The following is a 20,450-nucleotide window of genomic DNA, read 5'->3' as shown; positions in this document are numbered from 1 at the left end:
CGGTTCGGCGCGCCCCGCCTTCGACTGCGGGGCGGCGCGTCGGGAGGGATCCCGGTCAGCGAAGGACCGAGAGATAGTGGATGTCCTGCGTCAGGCAGGTCGAGAGGCGCCACTCGACCGGCCGCTCCTCGAGGTCGATGGCGACGCGGTCGATCTCGAGGGCCGGGGTTCCGGCGGGTACCTGGAGCAGCTCGGCCTCGCGGGGCCCGATCGCCACGGCCTTGAGGCGCTCGTTCGCGGTGGCGATCGTGATGCCGTAGCGGGTGGCGTAGAGGCTGTAGAGGGTGTTGGGCAGCTCGATCTGGGCGATGCCCGGGAACAGGCCGGCTGGCACGCTGATCGTCTCGACCACGCACAGCGTGGCGTCGACGGCGCGCACGCGCTCGATCCGGACCACGCGGGCGGAGCGCACGAGGTCGAGCCGCCCGCGCTCGTCGGCGCTGGCGGTCGCCTCCGCGATCCCCGTGACCCGGCTCGTCGGCATGCCGGTACCGTCGCCGTCCGGCCGCAGCTTCAGGAAGCGGAAGACGCTCTGCTTGTCGTCGTGATCGGCCACGAAGGTCCCGCGGCCCTGGCGGCGCACCAGCAGGCTGTCGGCGGTGAGCGCGTCGAGGGCCTTGCGCACCGTCCCCTGGCTGACGCCCAGCTCGGCGGCGAGCTGCCCCTCGCTCGGCAGGACCTGGCCGGGCTGCCAGACCGCGTCGGCCAGGCGCTTCAGCAGCGTGTCGTAGACCTGCCGGTAGAGCGGGCGGAAGCCGACCGCGCCGGCGCGTCCCGAGTCTGCGCGCCCCGAACCTGCCTGCCCTTCGCCTGACCGTTCCATCGCGTGACGACGCAGAGCCCCATCCGTGGGTAGAGCGTCGAAGGTTGTGTCCAGCACCTCTCCCTCCTCTCGCTTACGTCGCCCTGCCGACGGGAGCAATCACGGGTTCTCCCTCCGCACAGGCGTTACGCCTCACAGCGCCCGGATCTCGGCCACGAGGGCTTCGGGCAGGTCGAGGCCCGCCTCGCTGGCCCGGCGGCGGAGCCCGAGCCGGCGGCTGCCCGGGAGCCGGGCGCCGTCCTCCCTTCGCGGCGGACGCCATCATGGAGGCGGCCGATGCCGGGCTGCGGCTGGTCTGCTCGATCACCGACGGCATCCCCGCCCAGGACATGATGCGGGTGAAGCGCTACCTGTACCGCGCTTGGCCTGCGCGGCGAAGCGCACCGCCTCCTCGGCGGCCCGGAACAGCGCCTTGGCCTTGTTGACGCATTCCTGCTGCTCGGAGGCAGGATCGGAATCGTAGACGCTCCGGGCCGCGGCCTCGGCCGTGCCGCAGCGGACGAGGGCGTCGGCGGCGAGGGCCTCGGCCTCCGACAGGGTGAGGTTCGGCATCGGCTCAGCGCTCCGTGAGGTGGCGGCGCACGGCCCGGGCCGTGACGGCGGAGACGCGCACGTTCGATTCCTGGGTGACCCCGGCGATGTGCGGSGTGAGGATCAGGTTCGGCACGTCSGCGAAGACGGCGCCCGCCGCCGCGTCGAGGGGCTCSCGSTCGAACACGTCGAGCGCCGCGCCGCCGAGATGGCCGGAGCGCAGGGCCGCGGCCAACGCGGCCTCGTCCACCACCCCGCCCCTCGCCGCGTTGATCAGGARCGCGCCCTTCGGCATCCGCGCCAGCGCCGCCGCGTCGATCAGGCCGCGGGTCCGATCGGTCAGCGGCACGTGCAGCGAGAGCACGTCGCTCCCCGCGATCAGCGCGTCGAGCGCCCGGCTCTGCACGYGGCCGGAGGCCGGGTTCCAGGCCGGGTCGTCCGCGGCCACGAAGGGGTCGTGGGCGGCGACACGCATGCCGAGGGCCGCCGCCCGCCGGGCGGTCTCGCGGGCGATCGAGCCGAAGCCGACGAGGCCGAGGCGCTGGCCGGCGATCTCGCGGCCCATCAGGGCGTTGCGCGGCCACGCGCCGGCGGCGACGGCGGCGCTCGCCCCGTAGGCGCCGCGCAGGAGCAGCAGCGCGGTGGCGACCACGTACTCGGCGACCGCGCCGTCGTTGGCGCCGGTGGCCGGGTAGACGGCGATGCCGCGCGTCCGGCAGGCCGGGACGTCGATGTTGTCGAGGCCGACGCCGAGGCGGCCGACCACCTTGAGGTCGCGGGCGGCGTCGAGCAGGGCGCCGCGGACCTGGGTCCGGTTGCGCACGATCAGGGCGTCGGCTTGGGCCACGGCGGCGGCGAGGTCCGCGGGCCGGTCGACGAGGCCCGGATCGTACACCACGTCGAGGCCGGCGAGCTCGGCCGCGATCGCGGCCTCGTCCATGAACTCGCTGATGATGACCTTGGGCATGGCGCGCCTGTGTCCCGGTTCCGCGTCGTCGTCCCCGCTAGAGCCGTTTCCGGCCGCGTGGCAACCCGGAGCCCGGCGCCGTCGCCCTCAGGCGACCGCGCGGACGGCTTGCTCTGTCGGGAGCGCCGCCCGGGGCAGGCGCTCGATCAGGCCGGGGATCTCCGCGGGCGGCCGGGCCGGGCTGTACAGGAAGCCCTGCGCGCTGTTGCAGCGCCGCAGCCGGAGGAGCTCGGCCTGCTGCTCGGTCTCGACGCCCTCCACCGTGACGTCGATGCGCAGGTCGCGGGCGATGACCATGATCGCCTCGATCACCGTCAGGCATTCGGGGCGGCTGCTCAGGTCGCGCACGAAGGCGCGGTCGATCTTGATCTTGTCGACCGGGAACTGCGTCAGGTAGCTCAGCGAGGAGTAGCCCGTCCCGAAATCGTCGAGGGCGATCCGCACGCCGAGCGCCCGCAGGGAGCGGAGATTGTCCAGCACGTGCGGGGTATTGGCCAGGAAGATCGACTCGGTGATCTCGATCTCCAGGCGGTCCGCCGCGAGGCCGGTCTCGCTCAGCACCGCCGCGACGTCGGCGAAGAAGTCGGGCCGGCGGAAATGGACCGACGAGATATTCACGGCGACGCGCAGGCGCGCCGGCCAGGTCAGCGCCTCCGCGCAGGCGCGCCGCAGGGCCCAGCGCCCGATCGTGATTATGAAGCCTGTTCCCTCGGCGATCGGGATCAGCTCGGCGGGCGAGACGGGGCCGAGACCGGGCCGGGTCCAGCGCAGCAGCGCCTCGCAGCCGACCACCGCGCCGTCCTGCAGGCTGACCAGCGGCTGATAGTGCAGCACCATCTCGCCGTCGGCGAGGGCTTGGCGCATCGCCTCGTCGAGTTCGTGCCGGCGCTGGACGCGCACGTCCAGGTCGCGGTCAAAGCCCCGCCAGCGCCCCTTGCCGCCCTGCTTGGCGCTGTAGAGCGCGAGGTCGGCCTTCCGGAGCAGGTCCTCGGGCTCGGTCGCGTCCGCCGGGGCGCAGGCGATCCCGATGCTGACGCCGATCTCCGCCCGGACGCCGTCGATGAGGTAGGGCTCGCGCAGGGCCGCGATCGCGGCCTCGGCCAGGGCCTGCGCGGCCGCGCCGTCCCGGCCGCGCTGCAGGATCGCGAACTCGTCGCCTCCGAGACGGAACGCCTGCGCGTCGGCCGGGAGCAGGGCGCGCAGGCGGTCGGCGACCTGCCCCAGCATTGCGTCGCCGGCGCCGTGGCCGAMGCTGTCGTTSACGSTCTTGAAGCCGTCGAGGTCGAGGTAGAGCAGGCTGACCGCCGCGTCCGGGGCCTGCGGCGCGTCCTGCAGCGCGCTCTCCGGCGCGGCCTGGGGCACGATCTGGGCGGCGGCCGCGCAGGCCTCGGACGCGACGTCGTGGAACATGACCCGGTTCGACAGGCCGGTCATCGGGTCCCGGGTGGCCAGATAGGCGATGTGCGCCTCCGCCCGGCGGGCCTCGGTCACGTCGGAGCCGACGCCCCGGAAACCCGCGAAGCGCCCCTTCTGGTCGAGGAACGGCTTGCCGCTCAGCCGGAGCCAGCGCCGGCCGGCCGGCGTGTCGACGGCGATCAGGTGCTGGTGGAACGCGCTGCCCCGCCGGAGGCGGTCCAGCAGGTCGGCGCTCTGATCGGCCTCGGGGGGCGCCTCCGCCCGGCCGGCCAGAAGCGCCGGGAACGAGGCGTGCTGGAGCGTCTGCACCGGGCAGGCCAGGACGTCCGCCATCCGGGTGGAGACGTGCTGGAAGCGCCCGGTCTCGTCCGTCTCCCACAGCCAGTCGCTGGCATTCGCCTCGAAGGCGTTGAGCAGCAGCCCGATCGTCTCGCTCTGGTCCTCGACCCGCACGCGGTCGAGGATGCGCTGGCGCGACAGGCGGCTCATGCGGCTCACGCTCGTCACCACGAAGACCGCGTAGACGACGAGCAGGAAGCCGATGCTGAGCGCGACCGGCTCCCCGGACCTGGCCAGACCGACGAAGCTGCCGACGATGACCGGGCCCGCGAACAGGTACGAGACCGACAGGAGCGGGCCGACCACGTAGGCGTCCGAGATCAGGCCGGCCACGATGGCGACGACGAGCAGCCGCGCGTCGCCGTCGGAGGGCGCGAACAGCGCGACCGGCAGGGTCGCCCAGGCGAGGCCCAGGGCGAAGGCGAGGCCGGCGGAGATCCGGCAACCCCACCGGACGGTGTGCGCCGAGGCGGTGTCGCCGTGGGTGCGCCAGTAGAGCCAGGTCGCGTAGGTCGCCGCCGTGATCAGCACCGCGACCACGGCGAGCAGGCCGAGGAGGTAGGTGTGCGAGGCCGTGCTCCAGAAGAAGTACGCGACGGCCAGCGCGATGATCAGGTGCGTCACCGCCGAGTAGGTGGCGAGCTTCAGCGTCTCGTCGAGGAGCCCCGCGCGCACCTGCAGGCGGTAGCGGCTGGGCAGCGCGTCGTCGGCGTCGGGACCGAAGAGGCGGCCGAGCAGCGATCGCGCCCGGCGGCCCGGCCAGAATCCGAGCCGCGCACCCGGCCCGTTCGCGCCGGGCGGGCCGGACGCGCCCGCGGAGATCCCGGTCGCCATCCCGGTCGCCATCCCGGTCGCCATCTCAGGCCCCATCGCGGTCCCCATCGCGGGACGCGACCCTCATCGTCAGGCCGCCCTTGGGCCGCAGCGTCACGCGGAACTGCGCCGCCGGCATCTCCGCCGTCACCGGCCTGAGGCGGAAGGCGGGCAGCAGCGTCGCCAGGATCACGAGGCACTCGGTCAGGGCGAGGCTCATGCCGATGCAGACCCGCGGGCCGGCGCCGAACGGCAGGTAGGCGTAGCGGTCCCGCGCGGCGACCCGCTCCGGCGCGAAGCGGCCCGGGTCGAACGCCTCCGGCCGGTCCCAGAGCAGTGCGTGCCGGTGCAGGGCGTAGACCGGCACGTGGACCGACTGCCCGGCCGGCACGACCGCGTCCCCGAGGCGGACCGGGGCCCGCGTCCGCCGGACGATCAGCGGCGCCGGCGGATAGAGGCGCATCACCTCGAGGAGCACCTGGCGGGTGTAGGGCAGCCGCTCCGCGGCCTCCGGATCGTCGGCCGGATCGCCGCCAAGGCGGGCCATCTCGGCGACGACGCGCCGCTCCACCTCCGGGTGCTCGGCCAGGACCCGGAAGGTCCAGGCCAGCGCCAGGGCGGTGGTCTCGTGGCCGGCGGACACGAAGGTGAGCAGGTTGTCGACGAGGCTCGCCTCGGGGAGCGGCGCGCCGGTTTCCGGGTCCCGCGCCTGCAGCAGGAGGCCGAGGAGGTCGGAGCCGGGCTCGCCGCGGGCCCGGCGGCGCGCGATCGTGCGGGCGACCTCGCCGCGCAGGTAGCGCACCGCCTCCGCCCCGGCCCGGGACCCCGGATGCGGGACCCAGGCCGGGGCCCGCAGCATCTCCAGGGCGATCTTCCAGCTGGTCTGGCCGAGATAGGCGTCCATCGCGGCCCCGAAGGGCCCGACCTCCAGGTGGGGATCGCCCGACACCATCGTGGCGACGATGACGTCGAAGGTCGTGCGCATCATCTCGCGCAGGATGTCCCGCTCGGTCCCGGCCGGACCGGCGTCGCGCCAGCGCGCCCGCGTCGCCGCGGCGGCCCGGGCCATGGCCGGCACGAAGCTCCGGACCCGGTCCGGCCGGAACATCGGGGTCGCGGTCCTGCGCTGCCGTCGCCAGTGGGCCCCGTCGGCGGTGAGGACCCCCGCGCCGAGGGCCGGGGCCAGCGCCCGGAGCATGAACGGCTCCCGCTCCAGCGCCTCGGCCTGGTCGACCATCAGGCTGCGGATGTGCCCGGGATCGCAGACGTAGGTGGTCCGCTGGCCGAGGAAGCGGGTGGTCACCAGGGGTTGTGTGTAGATCTGGCGGGGCCAGGCCTCGATCAGGCTGCCCAGCATCGTGACGAGCACGGATGGCAGCGCGACCGCCTCGGCCACGCCCTCTGCCACGGCCTCCGCGAACGGCGGCCGTCCCGGCGCGCAGACCCTGAACGTTCCGACAGCGGGCATACCGGCTCCCTCGCGGGACCAGATTCGTGGCTCAACGTTAAGTTTTGGCGTCCCGCCGCATCGCCGTCGAGAACTTCCCCCGGCCCCGGGGCGGAAATCGCCGCGTTGCTTACCGGGGGCTTACCGGGATTCCCGCGGCAACGGGGCGAACGCCCGGCGGCGGCCCGCCCTAGCGGTCGCGGGTCTGGAGGGCCCGAGCCTCGAGAGCCTCGAGGAGCCGGCCCTCGATCAGCAGGGCCGAGCCGTAGTGGAACTCGATGTCGAAGGCGTGGCGCTGGTTCATCGCCAGCGACGCGCTCTGCATCGCGACGAGGTGGCCCTCCGCGTCGAACAGGCCCGAGCCCGATCCGCCGTAGCCGTCGTTGCAATCGTGGCGGGCGCGGCGGATCGCGCCCTCGCTCGGCGGATCGATCCGCCGGACGGCGCAGGATTCCCGGCTGCTCTGCCCCCGGTAGTTCTCGTGCCCGGCCGGCGAGACCATCGTCACCGGGAGCGCGAGGTCGCCGGTCGGAAGGCCGGGCGGGTCCGGGATCGGCTGCGGTCGCGCCTCGGCCGGCTCGGCGAGGCGCAGCAGAGCCCAGTCGTCGGTGATGTGCAGGCGCCGCGCCTCGGGCTCGATGCCGAGGTCCAGGATCTCGGGCACGAAGGCGTAGTTCCGGCCGGCGATCTGGAAGTAGCAATCGGCGACGGTTCGGGTGACCTCCAGCTGCCGGTTGCGGAAATTGTGCGCGTTCATCAGCACGAGGGACCGGCTCCCGATCAGCCACGCGGCGGCGGCCTTCTGGGGGACCCCGTCCGGGCGCCGACACCACAGGACGCCCGCGCCGGGAAAGCGGTCCAGGTCGGCCCCCGTCAGCTCGCGCCGCCCGTCCTGCTGATAGAGCGCCGCGAGGTGGCGCTGCTCCCTGCCGCTCCCGGCCGCCACGGCCGGCGGCGTCCAGGCTGCCATCCAGGCTGCCATCCAGGCTGCAATCCAGGCTGCCAGCACCGGAGAGCGGGCCGCGCAGCCCGTGACATGACCCATGGCGTCCTCCCGGAGCGGGTCGCGGACGGCGTCAGCCCCGCGCGCGAGCCCAATGTTCCCGCCTGTCTGGGATGGCGGTCGGCGCCCGGTCAAGACCTCCGTGATCTTACCAGATCACCGGTGTCGTATTGCCGGATCATCCCGAAAAGAAATGTTTCGTTTTGCAAAGACACGCATTACAAGCCGTGCGAATAATCGAGTGGCGCGCAACGATAATAAGTCTTTCATAAGCTCAGCGAATACTGGAAATAAGCCGGATATCGCGACGCTGGAGGCGGATCTGTCGTTGAAAGTCGTGTCGCCATCGAATGAACACCACGATGACTGTGAGGCCAAACGGCGTGGCAGTCCGGCGAGGAGACGCAGGATGATGAGGCTCCGGAATTCCGTCTCGGCATTGGCGATCATGGCGCTCGCGCCGGTCGCCATGGCGGGCGTGGCGCAGGCCAACGACAAGCTCGTCGAGAAATCGAAGAGCGACGAGAACTGGGTGATGCCCGGTAAGAACTACGACTCGAACAACTACAGCGACCTGACCCAGATCAACAAGAGCAACGTCAAGCAGCTCAAGCCGGCCTGGACGTTCTCCACCGGCCTGCTCAACGGCCACGAGGGCGCGCCGCTCGTCGTCGACGGCGTCATGTACATCCACACCTCGTTCCCCAACAACACCTTCGCCCTCGGCCTCGACGATCCGGGCAAGATCCTCTGGCAGGACAAGCCCAAGCAGAACCCGGCCGCCCGCTCGGTGGCCTGCTGCGACCTCGTGAACCGCGGCCTCGCCTACTGGCCCGGCGACGGCAAGACCCCGGCGCTGATCCTCAAGACCCAGCTCGACGGCAACGTCGCCGCCCTCAACGCCCAGACCGGCGAGACGGTGTGGAAGGTCGAGAACTCCGACATCAAGGTCGGCTCGACCCTCACGATCGCCCCCTACGTGGTGAAGGACAAGGTGATCATCGGCTCCTCGGGCGCCGAGCTCGGCGTGCGCGGCTACCTGACCGCCTACGACGTCAAGACCGGCGCGCAGGTCTGGCGCGCCTACGCCACCGGGCCGGACGAGGACCTGCTGCTCGCCAAGGACTTCAACATCCACAACGCCCATTACGGCCAGAAGGGCCTCGGCACCTCGACCTGGGAGGGCGACGCCTGGAAGATCGGCGGCGGCACCAACTGGGGCTGGTACGCCTACGATCCGGGCACCAACCTGATTTACTTCGGCACCGGCAACCCGGCGCCGTGGAACGAGACCATGCGTCCCGGCGACAACAAGTGGACGATGACGATCTTCGGCCGCGACGCCGACACCGGCGAGGCGAAGTTCGGCTACCAGAAGACGCCCCACGACGAGTGGGACTACGCCGGCGTCAACGTGATGATGCTGTCCGACCAGAAGGACAAGGACGGGAAGATGAGGAAGCTCCTCACCCACCCGGACCGCAACGGCATCGTCTACACCCTCGACCGGACGGACGGCACGCTGGTCTCGGCCAACAAGATCGACGATACCGTCAACGTGTTCAAGTCGGTGGACCTGAAGACCGGCACGCCGGTGCGCGATCCGGAATACGGCACCCGGATGGACCATCTCGCCAAGGACATCTGTCCCTCGGCGATGGGCTACCACAACCAGGGTCACGATTCCTACGACCCGAAGCGGCAAGCCTTCTACATGGGCATCAACCACATCTGCATGGATTGGGAGCCCTTCATGCTGCCCTACCGGGCGGGTCAGTTCTTCGTCGGTGCGACGCTGAACATGTATCCGGGCCCGAAGGGTGACCGGCAGAACTACGAGGGCCTCGGCCAGATCAAGAGCTACAACGCCATCACCGGCAAGTTCAACTGGGAGAAGATGGAGCGCTTCGCGGTCTGGGGCGGCACCACCGCCACCGCCGGCGACCTCGTCCTCTACGGGACGCTCGACGGCTTCATCAAGGCGCGCGACTCCGACAACGGCGACCTCCTCTGGAAGTTCAAGCTGCCGTCGGGCGCCATCGGCTACCCGATCACCTACACCCACAAGGGCACGCAGTACGTCGCCATCTACTACGGCGTCGGCGGCTGGCCGGGCGTGGGCCTGGTGTTCGACCTCGCCGACCCGACCGCCGGCCTCGGCGCGGTGGGCGCGTTCAAGAAGCTCGCCAACTACACCCAGATGGGCGGCGGCGTGATGGTGTTCTCGCTGGACGGCAAGGGCCCGTACGACGACCCGAACGTCGGCGAGTACGCGCAGCACGCCGCCAAGTAAGGGCCGCGCGGCAGGCCTCCGCGTGAGGCCCGCCCGACGACCTCCCACCCGACGACTCCCGCCGGCCCGACGGCCGGCGGGATCGCGGGACGGATCCGAGCGGGCGGGGCGCCGCCAAGCCCCGCCAGTCCGGCCCCGCCAGTCCGGCCCCGCCACAAGAAACGCTCCGACAACAGGGATCAACGTCCATGCCGCGCCCGCGCGCCCGCATCCTGGCGGCCCGCTTCGCCGCCGTCCTGACGCTCGCCACCCTGGCCGCCGGGCCGGCGGCGGCCCAGGAATCCGAGGCCCATTCCATCCAGTCGGATCCCGGCAAGGCCCCGGCCGCCCCGCCGGCCGACCCCGCGACTCTTCGGATCTGCGCCTCCGAGAAGCAGCCGCCGCTCTCGATGAAGGACGGCTCGGGGCTCGAGAACCGCGTCGCCGCCGCCGTCGCCGAGGCGATGGGGAAGAAGCCCGTCTTCGTCTGGCTCCCGAAGCCCGCGATCTACCTCGTCCGCGACGGCCTGGAGAAGCGGACCTGCGACGTGGTCGTCGGCCTCGACAGCGACGACCCGCGGGTGCTGACCACCCGGCCGTACTACCGGAGCGGCTACGTCTTCATCACGCGCGCCGACAAGGATCTCGACGTGAAGTCGTGGTCCGACCCGCGGCTCAAGACCCTCGACCACATGGTTGTGCCGTTCGGCTCCCCCGGCGAGGCGATGCTCAAGGAGATCGGCCGCTACGAGGAGGACATGGCCTACCTCTACTCGCTGGTGAACTTCCGGTCGCCGCGCAACCAGTACACCCAGATCGACCCGGCCCGCATCGTCAGCGAGGTCGCCAACGACAAGGCCGATGTCGGCGTCGCCTTCGGGCCGGACGTGGCCCGGTACGTCAAGGAGTCCCCGACGCCCCTGCGCATGACGCTGGTCCCGGCCGACACGACCGGCAGCGACGGCCGCAAGGTCCCGCAGGTCTTCGACCAGTCGATGGGCGTGCGCAAGGACGACGAGGCCCTCCGCAAGGCCCTCGACGCCGGGATCGAGAAGGCCCGGCCGGCGATCGCCGCTATCCTCAAGCAGGACGGGGTGCCGGTCGTCGCCTCGAACTGAGGCCGCCCCACCGAGACCGGCCCGGCGCGCCCGGGCCATCGATCAGGACATCAGGACCCGCTCAACAGATGCTCATCGTACGTTCGGCCCGCGTCGCCCTTCTCACCCTCGCCGCGGCGATGCCCGTCGCGGCCCGCGCCCAGCCCCAGTCCGGCCCGCAGACCGGCATCGTCTTCCGCAACACCATCACCGGCGAGGCGATGGACACGGCCGAGGGCAAGCCGGGCGGGCGGGACACGCAGGCGGTCAAGACGTTCTTCCAGACCGGCAAGAACCTCTACATCGACGACAAGTCCTGCCTGCGGAACGGCGAGAGCCTGTTCCTGACCTCGTGCTCCGGCTGCCACGGCCATCTCGGCGAGGGCAAGGTCGGGCCCGGCCTCAACGACGATTACTGGACCTACCCGGCGAACACGACCGATGTCGGCCTGTTCGCGACGCTCTGGGGCGGCGCCAACGGCATGATGGGCCCGCACAACGAGGATCTCAATCCCGACGAGATGCTGCAGGTCATCGCCTGGATCCGCCATCTCTACACGGGCCCGGTGAAGGATGCCGAGTGGCTCACCGACGCGCAGAAGAAGACCTACACGCCCTTCAAGGAGGGCGAGACCTTTGCCAAGGACGCGCCCGGCCAGTGCAAGCCGCTGGACTAGCCGTTCTCGGCAAGTCGCGCCCCGCGGGAGACGGGGCGAACCGGCGGCCCGACCGGCCGCCCCAGGAAGAGACGGAGGAATCAACGATGCGCACAGTGATCACGGCGGCGATGCTGATCGCGGGGGCGGCCTTCGCGGTACCGGCGCTGGCCTATGACGGGCAGACCTGCAAGGCGCCGGGCAATTGCTGGCAGCCGAAGCCCGGCTTCCCCGAGAAGGTCGCCGGGACCAAGTACGACCCCAAGCACGACCCGAAGGAGGTCAGCAAGCAGGCCGAATCCATCAAGCAGATGGAGGAGCGCAACCGGAAGCGGATCGAGAACGCCAAGAAGACCGGCAAGTTCGAGTACGACGTCGCCAAGATCTCTTCGAACTGATTGCGACCGATCCGACCGTCCTGGGGCCGGCCCGCCTTGCGGCGCCGGCCCGCAGCGACGCTCGGCAGCGCACGCCGCATCGACACGCGCAGGCACCGTCTCATGAACACCCTCCGTCCCGGAGACACGATGCTCACCGACTGGCGGGCGGCGGCGGCCCGCTTCGAGGCGGAGGTCGCCAAGGCGGTGGTCGGGCAGGAGCGGGCGATCCGCCTCGTGACGATCGCGATCTTCGCCCGCGGCCACGTGATGCTCGAGGGCGATGTCGGCGTCGGCAAGACCACCCTGCTGCGGGCGGTGGCCCGGGCGCTGGGCGGGGCCTACGAGCGCGTCGAGGGCACGGTCGACATGATGCCGACCGACCTGATCTACCACACCTATCTCGGCCCCGACGGCCGGCCGCGGGTCGATCCCGGCCCGGTCCTGGCCCGGGCCGAGGATCTCTCGGTGTTCTTCTTCAACGAGATCAACCGGGCGCGGCCGCAGGTCCACGCCCTGCTGCTCCGGCTGATGGCCGAGCGCAGCGTCCAGGCCTTCGGCCGCACCTACGCGTTCCCGAACCTCCAGGTCTTCGCCGACCGCAACCGCGTCGAGCGCGAGGAGACCTTCGAGCTCCCGGCCGCGGCCCGCGACCGCTTCCTGATGGAGATCGGGCTGGAGGCGCCCCGGGACGCGGCGGTGCGCCGGAGCCTGGTCTTCGACCCGCGCTTCCACGACACCGACGCCCTCGTCGGCGCGGTCGCGGCGGGCGTGCTCGACCACGCCCGGATCGGCGGCATCGCGGCCGCGATCCAGCACGCCGTCCGGGCGGAGCCGTCGATCGAGGCCTACGTGGTGGCCCTCTGGGACGCGCTGGTCCGCCCCGCGGAGGCCGGGATCCGGCTCCCGGGCCTCGACACCGCCACCCTGGTGCAGGGGGGCGCCTCCCCGCGCGGCGTCGCCTTCCTGGTGCGCGCCGCCCGGGTGCGGGCGTGGCTGGAGGGCCGCGAGTGGCTGGTGCCCGAGGACGTGCGGGCGGTCTTCACCGCCGTGATGGCCCACCGCGTCTTCCTCGAGCCCGTCCACGAGCTGCAGCGCGGCGCGATCGTGCCCGCCCTGTGCCGGGCCGCGTTCGAGACGGTGCCGGCGCCGTGAGCGACCCGCGCACGGCCGACATCGTCTATCTGCCGCGCTGGCGGCCGCGCGGCAGCCGGGCCGGCCTCCACNCCCGCCGCCTGCCCGTCCCCGGCCAGGCCTTCGGCCTCGCGGCGAGCCCGGACGGCGCGCACCTGTTCGTCGGCGACTGGTCGGGCGACCGCGTCCTGAAGGTCGCCGCGGCGACCGGCGCCGTCGAGGGCGCCGCCGCGGTGGGCCGCGACCCGGCCCATCTCGTCCTCGACCGGCGCGGGCGGCTCTACGTCGCCGACCGCGAGAGCCGTCAGGTCAGCGTGATCGACACCGAGACGATGGTCCGGGTGGCGGTCGTCCCGACCGGCGAGGCGCCCTTCGCCCTGGCGCTCGCGCCGGACGAGGCGAGCCTCTACGTCGCCAACGTGCGCAGCGGCGATCTCACGGTGATCGACACGGCGACGCTGCGGGCCCTGGCCACGGTTCCGGCCGGCCGGATGCCCTACGGGGTCGCGGTCACCGGCGACGGCCGCCGCATCCTGGTCACCAACCAGCACGCCGCCGCCGTGACGGTGATCGACGCGGCCCGGCTCGAGATCGTCGCCACCGTGGCGGTCGGGCCCTATCCCGAGGGCATCGCGGTGGCCGGTCCGCGTGCCTACGTGGCGAACTGGTTCTCGGACGACGTCTCGGTGATCGATCTCGCCATGTGGCGCGAGACGGCGCGCATCAAGGTGGCGGAGGGGCCGCGCACGGTCCTGGCCGGGGAGCCCGCGCGATGAGCCGCGCCGGCCGCGTCCGGATCGCGTCCGGCCTGGTCCTGCTGGCCCTCGGCGCCTGCGACCGCGGGTCGGACGAGCGGGCGGACGAGGCCGGCGCGGTCGTCGCCACCACCGCCGAGGGCACCCTGCCGGCCTGGCTCGCGCCGACCGACGGGACCGACCCGGCCCGCTGGCTCGCGGGCCGCGAGGCCGGGACGGCCCTGCCGGCCGACGATCCCCGCGTGCGCGCGATGGCGACCGCGCTGGCCGGGGCCCGCGACGGCTTCATCGAGGACCCGCGCATGATCGCCAACCGCACCGTCCAGCTCGGCCAGATGCTGGCCGAGGCCGGCATCGGCGAGGGCTACGGCGCGATCCTCGGCGGGCTCGGCGGTATCGCGGCGGGGCGCGGCCGCCGCAAGAGCCTCTACGGCGAGATGTGCCAGCACTACTACAACGCCCGGATGCAGGGGGCCGACCACGCGGCCGCGCTGGCGCGCCTCGCAGCCCCGCACCCGGACCGCGAGGCGACGCCGTGAGTGCCGCCCGGGCCTCGGCCGACCGCCCGGCGGGGCGGGACGGCCCGCGGGTTCTCGACGCGGTGCTGATCGTCGACGACCACCCGGTCGTGCGGCGCGGCTTCCGCCATCTCGCCGAGGATGCCGGCGTCCGGGCGGTCCACGAGGCCGCGGACGTGGTGTCGGGCTACCGCAGCTTCCACCGCCACCGGCCTGGGCTGGTGGTGACCGACCTGGGCTTCCGCGACCAGGGGCTGTCGGGCCTGTCGCTGATCCGCCGGGTGCGGGCCCTGGAGCCGGCGACCCGGATCCTCGCCTTCAGCATGCACGACGATCCGGTGATCGTCGCCCGCGCCATCGAGGGCGGGGCGCACGGCTTCGTCCTGAAGGACACGGCGGTGACGCGCTTCCACGAGGCGCTGGCGGCCGTGTCGGCCGGGCACAGCTACCTGCCGCACGAGGTCGCGACCAAGGTCGCGATGCTGAATGCCGGGCTCCTGGAATCGCCCCTCGCGCGCCTGACCGCGCGGGAGGTTCAGGTCCTGTCGCTGCTGGGCGCGGGCAAGTCCAGCGAGGCGATCGCCGACAGCCTGTCGATGAGCCACCGGAGCGTGTCGGCCGCCCTCTCGGGCATGAAGCAGAAGCTCGGCGCCGGCAGCCTCGCCGACCTGCTGCACATCGCCCTGTCGCGGCACGGGCGCCCGGTGTGAGGACGGCCGCCGTCAGCGGGGCGGGGCTACCGCGGCACGATCAGGCCGGGAATGATCGATCCCTGCGGGCCGAACGTCGCCTCGGCCTTCCGGCAATTGGCCGCGACGTCCTTCTGGTAGGCCGCGATGTAGCGGGTCGCGGTCAGGTGCAGGTCGCCGGTCTCCAGGCTCGCGGGATCGACGCCCAGGGCCTCGACGGTCTGCTTGAGGCGCGCGGGATCGCTGCGCAGGCCGGGGCATTCGAGGTTCACGAACCCGGCGAGCCCCGCGAGCTTCGCCGCCTGGTTGCGCCGCGGATCGGCGGCTGCCGGGTCCTGCGCCTGCATCGGGGGCTGGGTCTGGGGCTGTGTCGGAGGCTGCGCCTGCGCCTGCGCCGTCAGAAGAGCCAGCAGGCCGGCCGAGACCGGGCCGGAAAGACGGACCGCGCGCATCGCTTCTCCCATCCTGTCGCACGAGCAGCGCGTCCGTCGGCCGTCACCGCTGCGCAGAGGCACGCAGGGTTATGCCGCAGGAACGGAGATTTACAATGCAGACCAAGCTTATAATCGTCTTATTGGCTCTCGGATGCGCGCCTCTGCCGGCGCATGCCGCGCGCCTGACCGTCGACGACAGGGCCTCGCTGTGGCCGCGGGCGAGCGCGACCGACAAGATCGATTTCTCCACCCGGATGGGCCGGGCCTTCCACACGTTGTCGCCCAGGCTGGACGCGGCGTACTTCATGCGCTGCCTGGAGGAGACCGCCAATATCGGAGACACCAAGGACCTGCGGCTCGAGGAGATGGTGCGGACCTGCATCTCCCTCGTCCGGGACGAGGCCGAGTGAGCGGCCGGCCGCGCCCCACGCGCGGCCTCACGCACGATGGGCGACGATGTTGACCAGCCGGTCGAACGGGTCGCGGACGTAGAACCGCTCCACGCCCCAGGGTTCCCGGGCCGGGCCGCACAGCACGGGCAGGCCGGCCCGCCTCACGCGGGCGCGGACGTCCGCCAGATCGTCGACCTCGACCGAGATGTCGGGAACCGGCGTGCCCGAGCCGCCCGTGCTGGCCACGCTGATCTGCGGCGTCGCCGAGATCCCGGGCGCCGCGAAGGTCAGGATCCAGCCGTGATCCATGACCACCTCCAGGCCGAGCACGTCCCCGTAGAAGGCCCGCGCCGCCTCGACCTGCATCGCCCGGATGTCGGTGACGATCCGCCTCACGGCCATGGCCCGGTCCCCGCTGCGCGCCGCCTATCAGAGGGCTCCGCGGGCTGCCCGGCAAGGCCCGGTACGCCGCCGCAGGGATCCGCGCCCCGACCTCGTCGCGGTCCGCCGACCGGAGTGCACGCAGCGATTGAATACAGCGCCTCCGGAAAGAATCCGGAAAGCTCCCCGATGGTACCGTCGCCGCCGGTGGGAGCGCGCACCGTCCAGCAGAATGTTCGCCCAGGCGGACGATTGGGATCCCCGGGTATGAACAGTGGGACGGTCGCGCTGCGGGACAAGGCGAAGCTCCTCGACACCGTTCTCGACACGATGGATCAAGGGCTCATGATGATCGACGCCGCCGGCGTCGTTCAAGTCTGTAATGCCCGGGCCCTCGCGCTGCTCGACCTGCCGCCGGCGCTGATGCGGTCCCGCCCGACTTTCGAGGCGGTCCGGCAATACCAGATCGCGCAGGGCGAGTTCGGGACGGCGAGCGAGACCCTGCAGCGCTGGGTGGCCGCGGGCGGCCTGGAGCGCCGCGCCCACACCTACGAGCGCGAGCGCCCCAACGGCACCGTGCTGGAGATCCGCACCGTGCCGCTGCCCGACGGCGGTGCGGTCAGGACCTTCACGGACATCACCGCGCGCAAGCGGGCCGAGGAGACGCTGCAGGTCAGCGAGACGCGCCTCGCCCTGGCGCAGGACGCGGGCAGCGACGGGCTCTGGGACTGCGACCTCACGACGGGGGAGGCGTGGTCCTCCGACCGCTGGTGGGGTGTGCTGGGCTACGAGCCCGGCGAGCTGGCGAGCCACGCCCGCACGTGGCGGGCCCTGCTCCACCCGGAGGATGCGGGCGCGGCCGAGCGGGCCCTGATCGAGCACCTGAGCGGGCGGGCGCCGACCTACATGTCCGAGCATCGCATGCGCCGCAAGGACGGCTCCTGGGCCTGGATGATGACGCGCGGCAAGGTGGTGGCCCGCGCCGCCGACGGACGCGCGCTGCGCTTCATCGGCACCCAGATCGACATCACCGCCCGCAAGGCGGCCGAGGGGCAGGTCGCCCACATGGCGCGCCACGACGGCCTCACCGACCTGCCGAACCGCGCCCTCTTCTACGAGCGGCTGGAGATCCGGCTCGCCGACATGCACCTGAACGGCGGCACCTGCGCGGTGCTGTGCCTCGATCTCGACCGCTTCAAGGCCGTCAACGACAGCCTCGGCCACGCGGCCGGGGACTTCCTGCTCCGGGCGGTGGCCCACCGCATCCGGGCGGTGCTGCGGGCCGACGACATGGTGGCGCGCCTCAGCGGCGACGAGTTCGCCGTGCTGGTGGCCGATGCCGACGACCCCGCCCGCGCGGAGACCCTGGCGGCGCGCCTGATCGCGGCCGTCCAGGCGCCGATAGCCTTCGGCAAGCGGCGGCTGAAGGTGGGCCTGAGCGTCGGCATCGCGCGGGCGCCCTGCCACGGCTTCGACAGCGAGACCCTGTTCCGCCGCGCCGATCTCGCCCTCTACCGGGCGAAGACCGAGGGCCGGAACACCCACCGGGTGTTCGAGCCCGCCATGGACGCGGCCGAGGCGGCCCGGCGCGACCTGGAGCGCGACCTGCGCCAAGCGATCGAGGGCGACGAGCTCATCCTGCATTATCAGCCGCAGGTGAGCACCGGCACCGGCCGGCTGCTCGGGTTCGAGGCGCTCGTGCGCTGGGAGCATCCGACCCGTGGTCTGGTGCCGCCGAACGCCTTCATCCCCCTGGCGGAGGAGAGCGGGCTGATCCTGCCGCTGGGCGAGTGGGTGCTCCGGGCCGCCTGCCGGGAGGCGGCCCGCTGGGCGCACCCGCTGAAGGTCGCGGTGAATCTGTCGCCGCGCCAGTTCCAGCAGGCGGACCTGCCCGAGCGCGTCCTGGCCATCCTCACCGAGACGGGCCTCGCGCCGACGCGGCTCGAACTCGAGATCACCGAGACCCTGATCATCAACGACATGGCGCGGGCGCTCGGCATCCTGCGCCGGCTGAAGGCCTTCGGCGTGTCCATCGCGATGGACGATTTCGGCACCGGCTACTCGTCCCTCGCGACGCTGCAGGCCTTCCCCTTCGACAAGATCAAGATCGACCGGTCCTTCGTGGGCCATGTCGAGGTCAGCCCGCAGGCGGCGGTGATCGTGCGGGCGGTTCTGGGGCTCGGCCGCAGCCTCGGGATGAGCGTCGTGGCGGAGGGCGTCGAGACCGACGCGCAGATGCGCTTCCTGGCTGCGGAGGCCTGCGACGAGGCCCAGGGCTACCTGATCAGCAAGCCGCAGCCGATCGAGCGGTTCGCCGCGCAGCTCGACGCGCCCGAAGGCTTCCTGCCGCCCGGCAGCCCCGACGCGGCCGTCGCCTGAGGCACGCCGCTCCGGGGACCCGACCACGGCCCGACGGCGGTTCGAACGCCCGCACGATGGTCGCGGTGGCGGTGCGGGCCGCCGGGCGGACGGCCTGCCGCCGGCCCCTGTGGCACGGCCGCGACACCGGCCGACGACCGCCTGTGGATGACGCGCCCTGCCCCCGATCCGTCAAGGTTCGGATGCCAGCGTGGCCGCGCACCTCCGAACCGGCTCCCCCAGCTCCGCCATCCCATGTTCGCCCAGCCCCACGCCCTCATCCTCCGCCATCGCGAGCGCGTCGCCGTGCTCGTCTCCTCGGCGCTGTTCCTGGCGGGCGCCCTGCCGCTCTTCTGGGCGCTCGGCTGAGGCCCGCGCCCGGGCCGGCAGGATCGACGGCCGGCCGCGGGCCGTCGAGCTTCCAGGCCGCGCTCCGGCCGCCTGAACGGCGCAGGGGCCGCGTCCTCTCGGACGCGGCCCCTGGCGTGTTCGGTCCGGCGCGACGGTCGGATGCGACCGTCGCGGTGTGGTCTCAGTAGGAGCCGAACTTGTAGTTCAGGCCGGCGCGGACGACGGCGAACTCGTCGGAGCGGCGTCCGATGCCGCTGTAGACGACCGGGAAGTTGTTGGCGGCGTTGATGACGAACGCGCCCTGGTTGCGGGTGTTGCGGTCGAGGTTGACGTACAGGCCTTCGACCTTGAGCGTCACGGCCGAGGAGCGGAAGAAGTTCAGGAACGAGTCGGTGGGCAGGGCGTACTCGATGCCGCCGCCGACGGCCCAGCCGGTGCGGAAGCTGTCGTTGCCGGCGTAGCCGCCGAAGGAGCGGTCGGCGCTGCCCGAGCCGTAGGCGAAGCCGCCGGTGCCGTACACGAGGGTGCGGTCGAAGGCGTAGCCGAGGCGGCCGCGGACGGTGCCGAAGAAGTCGAGGCTGGAGAGGCCGCGCGGGTCGGTNCGCGACCGGGCTGCGGCGCGCCGGTCTGCCCCGTCGCCCACCGGCCGCCGACAGGCGCCGGGGACCTCATCGGGCGCGGTCGTGCTGGCGGCGCGTCTCGGACGGTGTGCAGCCGTAGCGGCGGCGGTAGCGTTGCCCGAAATCGCCCATGTGGGCGAATCCCCAAGCCCGGGCGATCGCGGCGATCGACCGGCGCGGCGCCGCGATCGCGGTCAGGTCCTCGTGGGCCCGCGTCAGACGGCGCTCGATGATGAACTGAACCGGCGTCCGGCCCAGCTCCTTCCGGAACGCGTTCTGCAGCGATCGGACACCGGTCCCCACCGCGGCCGCGATATCGGCCAGGGTCATGGCGGTCGGCAGGTTCGCCTCGATGTACTCGATCGCCCGCCGGAGATGCGACGCGGCGACGTCGCCGGTGGGCGCGGCGGGCACGGCGGCCCGCTTCGGCCAGGCGGAGAGCAACTGATAGCTCATGACCTCCTGAAGCAGAGGCAGCATCAGGTCCGCCTCCCGGTCCAGGTCCTGGAGGCGGCGCCGGATCAGCCGGATCGTGCAGAACAGGGCCCACAGGCCGGGCATCGTCATGTCGGCGATCGGCGCCAGGGCCGGGAGGGCGGCGCGATCGCGCCCCGTGAGGGCGTCGTTGGCAGCGGCGAGCGCGTCGACGGCGATCGTCGCGCTCACGGCCCCGACCGCGCTCGAGGCGCGCACCTCGCGCAGGTCGTCGAAACCGGTCAGGGCGGCGATCGCCGGCGATGCCAGGATGTCGCCCCGGCGATGGGCGTAGACGATCTGGCCCCGCGTGACGAAGCGGACCGTCAGGAGGCCCGCGGAGAATTTCGGGGTGGTGACGAAGCCGCTCGGCGACCGTGTCTCCCAGAAGCTCAGCATCTCGGTCTGACTTCCGGAGATCTCGATCGCCGGCGCCGCGGCGCGCGCGACGTCCAGATAGACCGCGATGCCGCCGGTGTCGTTGAACGACCGGAGCTGGTTCAGGGAGGCGATGGTGGCCGAGAACCGGGCCTGCGGTCGCCACAGGCTCGGATCGCGGCGCGTCTGATCTGCTGCCTTCATGTCGATCGTCTGGGGAGCGCG

General features: G+C 72.4%; 19 protein-coding genes and 2 pseudogenes. 11 read left to right on the top strand and 10 right to left on the bottom strand.

From position 1 onward, the window contains the following. Positions 1-55 precede the first annotated feature (55 nt). On the bottom strand, positions 56-823 hold the full coding sequence (locus tag MMR14E_RS17640) for a GntR family transcriptional regulator (RefSeq protein WP_331316039.1): 768 nt from the start codon (positions 821-823) through the stop codon (positions 56-58). Positions 824-1,062: 239 nt separating this feature from the next. On the opposite strand from MMR14E_RS17640, the pseudogene MMR14E_RS17635 reads away from it, so the two are divergent. Then, positions 1,063-1,183, top strand: a pseudogene (locus tag MMR14E_RS17635) (succinate--CoA ligase subunit alpha); the annotation flags it as partial. Here the strand turns inward: MMR14E_RS17635 and MMR14E_RS17630 are convergent. The 5 genes from MMR14E_RS17630 to MMR14E_RS17610 form a co-directional block, all read right to left on the bottom strand. Beyond that, the gene (locus MMR14E_RS17630; RefSeq protein WP_419539368.1) at positions 1,127-1,375 is read right to left on the bottom strand and encodes a hypothetical protein; all 249 of its coding nucleotides are present in this window, start codon (positions 1,373-1,375) and stop codon (positions 1,127-1,129) included. The pseudogene MMR14E_RS17635 and the gene MMR14E_RS17630 sit on opposite strands and share 57 nt — an antisense overlap. 4 nt (positions 1,376-1,379) lie before the next feature. Next, entirely contained in the window at positions 1,380-2,321 is a 942-nt protein-coding gene (locus MMR14E_RS17625) for an NAD(P)-dependent oxidoreductase (protein WP_331316037.1), read from the bottom strand. 87 nt (positions 2,322-2,408) lie between these two features. Beyond that, the gene (locus MMR14E_RS17620; protein WP_331316036.1) at positions 2,409-4,934 is read right to left on the bottom strand and encodes a putative bifunctional diguanylate cyclase/phosphodiesterase; all 2,526 of its coding nucleotides are present in this window, start codon (positions 4,932-4,934) and stop codon (positions 2,409-2,411) included. 1 nt (position 4,935) lies between these two features. Next, positions 4,936-6,357: a cytochrome P450 gene (locus MMR14E_RS17615; RefSeq protein WP_331316035.1), complete on the bottom strand. Its 1,422-nt coding sequence runs from the start codon at positions 6,355-6,357 to the stop codon at positions 4,936-4,938. 169 nt (positions 6,358-6,526) lie between these two features. Further along, entirely contained in the window at positions 6,527-7,381 is an 855-nt protein-coding gene (locus MMR14E_RS17610; RefSeq protein ID WP_419539365.1) for a trypsin-like serine peptidase, read from the bottom strand. A 367-nt stretch (positions 7,382-7,748) separates the two neighbouring features. Here MMR14E_RS17610 and MMR14E_RS17605 point away from each other — a divergent pair, with 367 nt between their 5' ends. The 8 genes from MMR14E_RS17605 to MMR14E_RS17570 all read left to right on the top strand — a co-directional run bounded on the left by MMR14E_RS17605 (position 7,749) and on the right by MMR14E_RS17570 (position 14,858). Continuing rightward, positions 7,749-9,632, top strand: coding sequence for a methanol/ethanol family PQQ-dependent dehydrogenase (locus tag MMR14E_RS17605; protein WP_331316033.1), 1,884 nt, complete (start codon positions 7,749-7,751; stop codon positions 9,630-9,632). A gap of 188 nt (positions 9,633-9,820) precedes the next feature. Next, positions 9,821-10,729 (top strand): methanol oxidation system protein MoxJ, encoded by a 909-nt coding sequence (gene moxJ / locus MMR14E_RS17600; RefSeq protein WP_331316031.1) that lies wholly within the window; start codon positions 9,821-9,823, stop codon positions 10,727-10,729. Between the two features lie 68 nt (positions 10,730-10,797). After that, positions 10,798-11,385, top strand: a complete 588-nt coding sequence (gene moxG / locus MMR14E_RS17595) for a cytochrome c(L), periplasmic (protein WP_331316029.1) — start codon at positions 10,798-10,800, stop codon at positions 11,383-11,385. An 86-nt stretch (positions 11,386-11,471) separates the two neighbouring features. Further along, positions 11,472-11,762, top strand: coding sequence for a methanol dehydrogenase [cytochrome c] subunit (locus tag MMR14E_RS17590; RefSeq protein ID WP_012321128.1), 291 nt, complete (start codon positions 11,472-11,474; stop codon positions 11,760-11,762). Positions 11,763-11,864: 102 nt separating this feature from the next. After that, entirely contained in the window at positions 11,865-12,896 is a 1,032-nt protein-coding gene (locus MMR14E_RS17585; protein ID WP_331316027.1) for a MoxR family ATPase, read from the top strand. A gap of 20 nt (positions 12,897-12,916) precedes the next feature. Beyond that, a complete protein-coding gene (locus MMR14E_RS17580; RefSeq protein ID WP_331316165.1) occupies positions 12,917-13,651 on the top strand; it encodes a YncE family protein in 735 nt (244 codons plus the stop codon). Beyond that, positions 13,648-14,169 (top strand): MxaH protein, encoded by a 522-nt coding sequence (locus MMR14E_RS17575; RefSeq protein WP_331316025.1) that lies wholly within the window; start codon positions 13,648-13,650, stop codon positions 14,167-14,169. Before MMR14E_RS17580 ends, MMR14E_RS17575 begins: the two co-directional genes overlap by 4 nt. Then, positions 14,166-14,858 carry a response regulator transcription factor gene (locus tag MMR14E_RS17570; protein WP_331316023.1) on the top strand — a complete coding sequence of 231 codons (693 nt, stop codon included), beginning with the start codon at positions 14,166-14,168 and terminating at the stop codon, positions 14,856-14,858. The genes MMR14E_RS17575 and MMR14E_RS17570 overlap by 4 nt, the downstream gene beginning before the upstream one ends. A gap of 26 nt (positions 14,859-14,884) precedes the next feature. Here the strand turns inward: MMR14E_RS17570 and MMR14E_RS17565 are convergent, their stop codons facing one another. Then, positions 14,885-15,289, bottom strand: coding sequence for a hypothetical protein (locus MMR14E_RS17565; protein ID WP_331316022.1), 405 nt, complete (start codon positions 15,287-15,289; stop codon positions 14,885-14,887). 95 nt (positions 15,290-15,384) lie between these two features. Here MMR14E_RS17565 and MMR14E_RS17560 point away from each other — a divergent pair, with 95 nt between their 5' ends. Beyond that, a complete protein-coding gene (locus tag MMR14E_RS17560; RefSeq protein ID WP_331316020.1) occupies positions 15,385-15,681 on the top strand; it encodes a hypothetical protein in 297 nt (98 codons plus the stop codon). A gap of 27 nt (positions 15,682-15,708) precedes the next feature. Here MMR14E_RS17560 and MMR14E_RS17555 read toward each other — a convergent pair whose 3' ends face one another. Continuing rightward, positions 15,709-16,065 (bottom strand): VOC family protein, encoded by a 357-nt coding sequence (locus tag MMR14E_RS17555; protein WP_331316018.1) that lies wholly within the window; start codon positions 16,063-16,065, stop codon positions 15,709-15,711. 246 nt (positions 16,066-16,311) lie between these two features. Between MMR14E_RS17555 and MMR14E_RS17550 the strand changes: the two genes are divergently transcribed. Then, entirely contained in the window at positions 16,312-18,423 is a 2,112-nt protein-coding gene (locus MMR14E_RS17550) for a putative bifunctional diguanylate cyclase/phosphodiesterase (protein ID WP_331316016.1), read from the top strand. Between the two features lie 511 nt (positions 18,424-18,934). On the opposite strand, the pseudogene MMR14E_RS17545 reads toward MMR14E_RS17550, so the two are convergent. Together MMR14E_RS17545 and MMR14E_RS17540 are read right to left on the bottom strand one after the other, a co-directional pair. Beyond that, positions 18,935-19,354 (bottom strand): annotated as a pseudogene (locus MMR14E_RS17545) (outer membrane protein); the annotation flags it as partial. 67 nt (positions 19,355-19,421) lie between these two features. Beyond that, positions 19,422-20,429: a helix-turn-helix transcriptional regulator gene (locus tag MMR14E_RS17540; protein WP_331316014.1), complete on the bottom strand. Its 1,008-nt coding sequence runs from the start codon at positions 20,427-20,429 to the stop codon at positions 19,422-19,424. Positions 20,430-20,450 lie beyond the last annotated feature (21 nt).

Origin of the sequence: Methylobacterium mesophilicum (genome assembly GCF_036441335.1) — a bacterium.
GTDB classification, from domain to species: domain Bacteria; phylum Pseudomonadota; class Alphaproteobacteria; order Rhizobiales; family Beijerinckiaceae; genus Methylobacterium; species Methylobacterium mesophilicum_B.
Note: the sequence above shows the minus strand (reverse complement) of the source record. Positions and strands in the feature narration are given on the sequence as shown.